Consider the following 5000-nt stretch of genomic DNA (forward strand, 5'->3'; position numbering starts at 1 on the left):
CGTTAGTGTGGGAAAAGGCGAACACCACGCCGTCGGTCTCGATGTGACTGGCAAACGGTTGTTCGACAAGGCGTTGCCTAACGACGAGTCACGGCTACGCGCACTGTTCGAGCAGCTCGCCGCGCGCGGACCGCTGCTGATCGTGGTCGACCAGCCCAACACCATCGGCGCCTTACCGGTCACCGTCGCGCGCGCCTGCGGCCACGACGTGGCCTACCTGCCCGGCCTGTCGATGCGCCGCATCGCCGACCTCTATCCGGGCCAGGCGAAGACCGATGCTCGTGACGCGCACATCATCGCCGACGCCGCCCGCACCATGCCGCATACGCTGCGCCGGGTCGACACCGGCGACGAAACACTCACCGAACTCGGCGTCCTGGTCGGCTTCGACGACGACCTGGCCGGAGAAGCCACCCGCACCAGCAACCGCATCCGCGGCCTGCTGACCAGCATCCACCCCGCGCTCGAACGCGTCTTGGGGCCCCGGATCGCACATCCTGCGGTTCTGGAGATCTTGTCCCGCTGCGGCGGCCCAGCAGGGATCCGAGCCGCGGGCAAACGCAAACTCACCACGATCGCCACCACGCACGCGCCGCGCATGGGCACACGCCTGGTCGAGGAAATCCTGGCCACCCTGCCCGCACAGACCGTCACCGTTCCCGGCGCGAAGGCCGCCGAGATCGTGCTACCGAAACTCGCCGACTCACTGAAAACGGTCCTGCTGCAACGACAAAGCATCGCCGCCGACATCGAGAGGATGCTTGATGACCACCCTCTTGCCAAGGTCCTGACCTCGATGCCCGGCATCGGAGTCAGGACCGGCGCCCGCATCCTGCTCGAGGTCGGCGACGGCTCGGCTTTCGCTTCGGCCGGCCACCTCGCCTCCTACGCCGGGATCGCCCCGGTCACCCACCGATCCGGCAGCTCCATCCGCGGCGAATCACCAGCTCGATCAGGCAACCACAAACTCAAACGCGCACTGTTCCTGTCCGCCTTCGCCGCCCTGCACGACCCGGCAAGCCGCACCTACTACAACCGGAAGCGCGGCGAGGGCAAGAAACGCAACGCCGCCCTCATCTGCCTGGCCCGGCGCCGCTGCGACGTCCTCTACGCCATGCTCAAAACCAGACAGCCCTACCGAAATCCGCTGGCCCCAGCATCGACGTGCTCTGTGTCAAGCCGTCGCGAGCAGAGAGGTACCGTTGGCTGGACGGACCCCGCACAATCCAGGCACCGAGCCCAACCCCGGCGTAGACTCGCCGCGGGAATCTCACGGGTCTTGCGGAACCGCAAGACCGACGCAGAATGACTGAGAAGACGCAATCAGTCCTGAGAACCTGCAAGTCCCATTGGCCAGCGCTGCTACGTGAATCGGCTGGCGTGGTAGCTCTTGGGCAGCGACGTGATTCGGACGACATCGCCAGGCTGCGGTGCATGGATGCACTTGCCGTTTCCGATGTACATCATGACGTGTCCCGGTCTGCCACCGTTGAATTGGGCGTCTGGGAAGATGAGATCGCCTGGGCGAACATCTGGGGAATGGACCTTGGGGAGCTGTTGGTACTGGTCCCTGGCTACTCGAGGGATCTTGATGCCTGCTTTGGCTGCCGCGTATTGCATGAGGCCCGAGCAATCGAAGGTATTCGGGCCTTCCGCAGCCCAGACATACGGGTCGCCAAGCTGGGCTAGTGCCACCTCCACGGCCTTCTGCGCTACCGAACTTGTGCCCTTAACGCTACCGGCAGGGGCGCTGCGCCCGTGTATGTTGTCGAGGTATTGGTTGGTCAGGCGATCGACGGTCGCCGCGGTGTTAGTGGCGTTCACTTGTCCGTCAGCAACAATGCGCTGGGCTTTCTTCAGAGCTGCGGTGAGGATGTCGCGGACTTTCTGCTGCCCGGCTTTGGTGTAGGCCTGCTGCCCGAGCCCGGCCAATGCGATGTTGACCTCACGCAGCAGCGCCTTGATCGCCTTCTTGTCGACCTTGTGGCTACCGGCCATGCCGACGAGATAGCTGGCGAGCTGGTTGTCCAGGTTGTTGAACGCCGCCGCGGCATTGGCTTGGTACAAGCGTTTTGCCCTCACCGCGGTTGCGGTGTCACCGAAACCTGATGCCGCACGAAGCTTCTCCCGTGCCATCTTCACCTCCGGATCCTTGGTGTCCCCGTCGCCGTATACCTTCGCCAGCAATTCCAGTACCCGCAGTGCCTTCTGCGCCTCCGGTGACAATGCTCCATCCGCACCGCCGCTCTCATCCCGGCCGCCATCCTGCGTGCCGCCGCGACGAACGCTGCCACTGCTGTCGGTCAAGCCCGCCAGCACCGACGCGATCATCGGCAACGCCGACAGCGCCATCATCCCGGCCATCGCCGCCATCTGCGCCACAACCTCCTGATCCGCCGTCGGTTCCACCTCACCGGGAGTCGGAGGCTGAGTTGGTGCGCGTCGTTGGGTTGCGGCTTCTGGCCCGGCGGACGGATGCTTTGTCGACGGTGTCTCAGGCGGAGCAACAGCACCTGCCGGGCGGTGTGGTGCAGTCGCTGCCAGTGTCGGGGCGGTGGGCGTGGACGTCGATGCGACCACATTCGGTCCGAATGCGCTGGAGCCAAGCACCGGTGATGTGTTCTGACTTTGGGCGGCAACTCCTTCAGTGATCGGTTGTCCATTTGACGAACTAGGCCGACTAGACGCTTCCCCACTGGTCCGTCGCCGACCACGCATAGCGGGCGACCACGGCGTCACCGGTCTGGCCAGTGCTTCTGTTCCGCCAGCACCCTCGCCGGGTTCGGTTTCCGCCAGCTGCCATGTCCCGATACCGGTCACCGCTCGCCCCTCATGAAAACTTCTCCGGAGAAGGAAGACAGCACATCGGGCTCATGCGGTATGCGCGGCAGGTTCATCTACTACTCCCTCCTGCGTCGGTCACCGGCCGTCCGGATATGCCGTGTCCTGAGCCCGAGGCGATGGGCGCATTGTTGTCAGCGATCAGAAGGGCATGTCCGCCACGTTTCCTAAGTAGTTCCCGCCCTTTGACTGGCAGCGTGTCGATGCGAGTTTTCCATGCCGTCAGGTTGTGCGGTATGGGGCATATGCCTACGATGCATCTCTTGGGCAGATGGGTCGTTGATCGATCGCGAGTTGTGCCCGGGTGGCGCCGACAGGCGTGGCGTCGTATTCCATGTCCAGCCGGGGAAATTCTGTCAACAGCACGCCAATCCGGACCATCTGACGGAACGCCAATATGGACCATCTGGTCGGTGGGGTTGATGGTTTCAGTCTTCAGTTGTGCCGGCGGTGGGGACGCGGCCGAGGTCGCGGTCCCTGAGCCGGTAGCTGTCGCCTTTGAGGGCGATGACCTCGGCGTGGTGGACGAGGCGGTCGATCATGGCTGCGGCGACGACGTCGTCGCCGAAGACCTCGCCCCAGCGAAGACTTTGTTGCTAGTCACGATCAGCGAGGCGCGTTCGTAGCGGGATGAGACGAGCTGGAAGAACAGGTTGGCGGCTTCGTTCTCGAACGGGATGTAGCCGACCTCATCAACTTATGCCGACGTCGGCATAAATCGATCTATGCCGAGGCGGGGACTATGCCGAGCATTGCGCGGCGTGATGTCAATGTCGTTGCGGTGCAGTGGTTTCCGATGGATTGGCTGGGTTGATGGTCGGCATGATTACAGGCTTTCGAGGAAGGCCAGCAGGGCGTCGGCGGGTCGGTAGCGGCCGGGTGGGGTCGATGCCGGGGTGGTTCGTTCGAGGGCGCGTTGTTTGATGGTCATGTCGGCGTGCAGGTAGACGCCGGTGGAACGGATGTCGGCGTGGCCGAGCCAGAGGGCGATGACGGCGGTGTCGACACCGGCGTGCAGCAGACCCATGGCGCAGCTGTGCCGCAGAACGTGGGGGTGCAGGTCAGCGGGTCGGATGGTGGGGCAGGCGCGGGCGGCGGTGGTCGCGTGCTGGCGGACCAGGCGTTCGACGGCGTCGATGCTCAGTCGTCGTCCGGTGCGGGTCGGGAATAGCGGCTGGTCGGGTTGGTCGGCGCGTTCGGCGGTCCAGACGCGCAGGACTTTCTGGGTGGAGGTGGTGAGGGGGACTGCGCGGTGCTTGCGGCCTTTGCCGAGGCAGCGGACGTTGGCTCCGGCGCCGAAACTGATGTCGCCGCAGTTCAATCCGGTCAGTTCGGATACTCGTAGCCCGGTCTGGACCGCGACCAGCAGCAGGGCGTGATCGCGGCGGCCTTCCCATCGTTCGCGGTCGGGGGCGGCCAGCAGTGCGTCGATTTCGGTGCTGGTCAAGAACGTCACCAGTTGCTTGTCGAATCGTTTGGCGGGGATGGTGAGCACTCGCTGGATGAGCTCGGCGTGCTCGGGATGCCGCAGGGATGCGTAGGTGAACAGCGACCGGATCGCGGTAAGCCGCAGGTTGCGGGTGCGGGGGCTGTTGTGGCGGTCGTGTTCGAGGTGGTCGAGGAACGCGGCGATGGTGTCGACGTCGAGGTCGGCCCAGTCCAGTGCGGCGGGTGGGGTGCCGGTGCGCTGCTGGACGAAGCCCAGCAGCAGTTTCAGCGAATCTCGGTAGGAGGCGATGGTGCGGGTGCTGACGTGGCGGTGGGTGACGAGGCGTTCGGTGAAGAAGCTCTGCAGAGTGGCGGCGATCGACGTCATTGCGCGGCCTCCGTACTCGATGGCTGTTCGAGCCGTTGCGCGGCCAATGCCAGCAGCTCGGGGGCGGCCGACAGGTACCAGTAGGTCGAGCGCGGATCGCGGTGGCCCAGATAGGTCGACAGGGTCGGCAGTTTCGCTTCGATGTTTTCTCCGGCGCGATACCAGCGCAGCAGAGTGTTCACCGCGAACGAGTGACGCAGGTCGTGGATGCGTGGCGGGCGTGGCGCGTCGGCGCCGATTCCGGTGGTGCAGCACAGATTCCGGAACACCGCATGCACGACCGGATAGACCATGCGGGCGCCTCGGGTCGACACGAAGAAACTTGCGGTCGTCGGGTGCGGTT

At 64.8% G+C, this 5000-nt stretch carries 3 protein-coding genes and 2 pseudogenes; 1 reads left to right on the forward strand and 4 read right to left on the reverse strand.

What is annotated here, in order from left to right; all coding sequences use genetic code 11:
* Positions 1-1162 (forward strand): annotated as a pseudogene (locus NA4_RS37190) (IS110 family RNA-guided transposase); the annotation flags it as partial.
* A 200-nt stretch (positions 1163-1362) separates the two neighbouring features.
* Here the strand turns inward: NA4_RS37190 and NA4_RS37195 are convergent.
* From NA4_RS37195 to NA4_RS37210, 4 genes and pseudogenes are all read right to left on the reverse strand, one after another.
* Complete coding sequence (locus NA4_RS37195) at positions 1363-2409, reverse strand: C40 family peptidase (protein ID WP_067480726.1); 1047 nt, start codon at positions 2407-2409, stop codon at positions 1363-1365.
* 860 nt (positions 2410-3269) lie between these two features.
* Positions 3270-3538: pseudogene (locus NA4_RS39840) on the reverse strand (ATP-binding protein); the annotation flags it as partial.
* 129 nt (positions 3539-3667) lie between these two features.
* Complete coding sequence (locus NA4_RS37205; RefSeq protein WP_067480732.1) at positions 3668-4657, reverse strand: tyrosine-type recombinase/integrase; 990 nt, start codon at positions 4655-4657, stop codon at positions 3668-3670.
* On the reverse strand, positions 4654-5000 hold a 347-nt coding region (locus NA4_RS37210), incomplete at its 5' end, for a tyrosine-type recombinase/integrase (RefSeq protein WP_157129542.1). The genes NA4_RS37205 and NA4_RS37210, both read right to left, overlap by 4 nt.

The organism is Nocardia amamiensis NBRC 102102, assembly GCF_001612745.1.
GTDB lineage: Bacteria > Actinomycetota > Actinomycetes > Mycobacteriales > Mycobacteriaceae > Nocardia > Nocardia amamiensis.